Raw genomic sequence first — 3,384 nt, forward strand, 5'->3', positions numbered from 1 at the left:
GGACCCGGCCGTGGCCGACGAGTGGATCGTGACGATCGGCGGCGAGGTCGAGAACCCCATCGAGATGAGCGTCTCCGAGCTCAAGGAGAAGTTCGGCACGACGACCCACACGGCCAAGCAGGTCTGCATCGCCAACGGCACCGGCGGCCCCTGGATCTTCCAGGCCGAGTTCACCGGCGTTCCCATGCAGGCCATCATCGACTATGTCAAGCCGGCCGACTCCGTGACGAGCCTCAAGTGCACGACCGAGGACGGCTACAACCTCGTGTCGCCCGCCTTCGACCTCGTGAACGTCGAGGACTGCCTGCTCGTGACCGAGATCAACGGCGAGCCGCTGCCCGTGACGCAGGGCTACCCGCTGACGCTCATCGTGCCGCGCGGCTCTGCAGCCACGTACATGAAGGCCATCCAGACGATCGACTTCATCACGAAGGAGAACTTCGTCCTCAACAGCGAGTCGAGCCCCATCATCGACCCGTGGACCGGCACGTACGACGGCAAGCCCAACGCCGGCGTGCTGAACTACCCCGACGGCAAGGTGTTCCAGAACGGCGAGCCCGTGCACCTCGAGGGCTTCGCGGACGCCTTTGACGCGCCGATCACGAAGATCCAGTACTCGCTGGACGGCGGCCAGAGCTGGCTCGAGATGGAGACGCCGGACAACGACCCGACGTGCTGGACGTACTGGCGCATGGACTTCACGCCCGAGAACCCCGGCGCGTACCTGCTGAAGATCCGCACCACCTGCATGCTGCCCGACGGCTCCGAGCTCGTCTGCGGTCGCGACACCAACTTCCTGTTCACCGTTGAGTAAGGGAGAGACACCCATGAAGAACTACACGAAGACCCTGCTCGCGAGTGGCATCGGCGCCTCGATGGCGCTGGGCGGCGCCGCCGTGGCGCTGGCCTCCGAGGCCCCGGCCTCCCCGGCCGCCGACCAGCCCGCCGCCGTCGCCTCCTCCGAGTCCGGAGTGGCCGGCACGGTGGCCGCCGACGCGACCGAGGGGACGTTCTCCTTCGACCAGGCCACGATCACGCCCAACGAGGTCATCGCCTCGACGTTCCGCGGGGCTGTGGGGACCCTCTGCCAGGCCACCGAGGACTTCGCCCAGGTGAACCCGCTGGAGTGGCAGCTCTCCGTGACCGGCGAGGTCGACTCCGAGTTCACGGCCACGGTCGACGAGCTGGCCGGCGAGGACTCGGTCAGCCAGGTCATGACCTGCACCTGCGGCGGCAACCCCGCCGACGGACGGGCCATCATCACGGCCGACGTCAAGGGCATCCCGGTGAGCCACCTTCTGGACCGCGCCGGCGCCCGCGCCGGGGTCAACACGCTGGTGTTCGTCTCCTCCGACGGCTGCGAGGTGGCCCTCCCCCTGTCCTGGGTGGTGGCCCACCACGGCGTCATCTCCTACGAGATCAACGGCGAGGACCTCTCCGCCTCCGTGGGCGGCAACAACCAGCTGTGGCTGGCCGGCGCCCCCGCGAACTACTTCGTGCGCGACGTGGCCGAGGTGCGCGTCGAGGCCCGCGAGGCCTCCGAGGTGCCCGCCGAGCCCGGCGAGGGCGCGGAGTTCCCCAACTCCCCCAACGCCGGCGTCACCTCCGCGCAGTAAGGCCCTAACCGCCCGCAGGCGCCCCCCGGGGGCCGCGTCCCGCCAGCGCGGGGCGCGGCCCCCTTTTGCGTGGGGCTGCCCGCGCGCCGCGGCGACGCGACCGGGCCGCCCGGGCCGCGCCCCCTTTCGGGCCGGGCCGGGTCGCGAGCGGGGCCCCGCTCGCCCAGAGCAGGAGGGAGCGCCCCTCCCCTGGCCAAAACCGCCCCGCTTTGCGAGCCGACAAGGCCCTCGGCGCGCCTCCACGCGACCCCACCGAGGCCTCGCTTCGAAAAAGCCGCAGGTCGCGCCGGGCCCGGACGTCACCTCAAAGGCCGACCGGGCCCCGCCAACTCGCAAAGCTGCCCCATTTTGGCCACACAGGTACCCGCTTGTCCTTCTCTGAATTGCAGCCCCCTGTCTACCACTACCAACCAGCCAAACTTAGAGGTGGATACTCCAACGTCGCCGCCCGAGTTTCATATCGCGGGCCCTTTTGGCAAGCCAGCGCACCGCGAAAATCAAGAGGTGGCCTCGCAGCTGTCGCCAGCACGGGCGCACATGGCATCATCGAACGCACCCCCGCTCGACGTGCTGCAAAACACGGCGACACGTACGACGCGCGAGCCCTCGCAACAGCCCCGCGTGAGGCGCTCCAGGTATCTCTGCCGGCCAATCGACCGCACATGATCAGCGATAACCCCTGCGGTTAACCCCCTGTTCGCCGGGTGCGACAAGCCTCGCAACATCGTGGTTACGCCGGGTTATTTCAAGCTTCCGACACGCAAATCCACTGCGTTAAAACAGTCGCTTCCCCAGCTCAGAGCTATCGCCGTTCGTCATAGATAACGCATGACTACCATCGTTTCGCCCCATACCTTAAGGTTGCTTCAGATTCGAGGACGGTCGTATGGAGCGGCCGCCCGTTCTGTCAGACCACTATGGGAGGAGAAAGGGCATGCGCATCAAGACGAAGATGCTTGCCACCGGTATGGGCATCATGCTCGCCGGCAGCCTGGCGTGCGCTGGTGTCGTCACCGCGTTCGCTACCGAGTCGGCTGCGGGCGACGCTGCGGAGGTGTCCACCGACACGCGCCTGGGCAACAACATCGGCTTCGGTGAGAACGGCGGCACGACGCTCGACAACTACTCCGAGTACGCCGACAAGCTGACGTACGCCGACAAGGTTGCCGCCAACGCTGAGGCCAACCAGCCCAAGCGCTACACGGACGCGTTCGGCAACATCTATCAGCCCGTGCCCAGCGATCCCAAGGGCTGGAATATCAGCTACCTCAACGCTGATAACCGTGGCTGCCTCAGCTGCCACACCAGCTTCGAGGACATCGTCATGAGCCTCGACACGAAGCACAACGCGTACGGCTCGGGCTACGCCACGCAGATCACGATCGCCAACTGCCTCGGCTGCCACCGCAACGCCGGCTTCGGCAACACGCAGCTCTCCGTGTCGCTGCACGGCATCCACAACGGCAGCGCCGCGTTCTCCGCGATGAACGGCAACTGCGACTCGTGCCACTACTTCTCCGACGGCAAGCTGACGGTCGGCGAGAACCAGTTCGAGCTGTGGGACTACGCCAAGTACGACCTGTACAAGGGCATCACGGACGTCGCGGCCGAGGAGGCCAACGTCGAGGTGTCCTACGACCAGACGACGATCTCCGAGAACAACCAGATCTTCTTCGAGTCGCTGAACAACGAGCCGGCCGAGTGGCGCACGACGACGGACCCGGCCGTGGCCGACGAGTGGATCGTGACGATCGGCGGCGAGGTCGAG

Annotated in this window: 3 protein-coding genes; all 3 read left to right on the plus strand. The window is 67.0% G+C overall.

Going from position 1 to position 3,384, the window contains the following annotated elements; all coding sequences use genetic code 11:
- A partial coding sequence (locus KHZ24_11870; protein ID MBS5451883.1) for a molybdopterin-dependent oxidoreductase occupies nt 1-814 on the plus strand: 814 nt, incomplete at its 5' end.
- 49 nt (nt 815-863) lie between these two features.
- The gene (locus tag KHZ24_11875) at nt 864-1,616 is read left to right on the plus strand and encodes a molybdopterin-dependent oxidoreductase (GenBank protein ID MBS5451884.1); all 753 of its coding nucleotides are present in this window, start codon (nt 864-866) and stop codon (nt 1,614-1,616) included.
- Nucleotides 1,617-2,550: 934 nt separating this feature from the next.
- Nucleotides 2,551-3,384 (plus strand): hypothetical protein (locus KHZ24_11880; GenBank protein MBS5451885.1); only part of this gene is annotated, 834 nt, incomplete at its 3' end.

The sequence above is a fragment of the Coriobacteriia bacterium genome, from assembly GCA_018368455.1.
Lineage (GTDB): Bacteria > Actinomycetota > Coriobacteriia > Coriobacteriales > UMGS124 > JAGZEG01.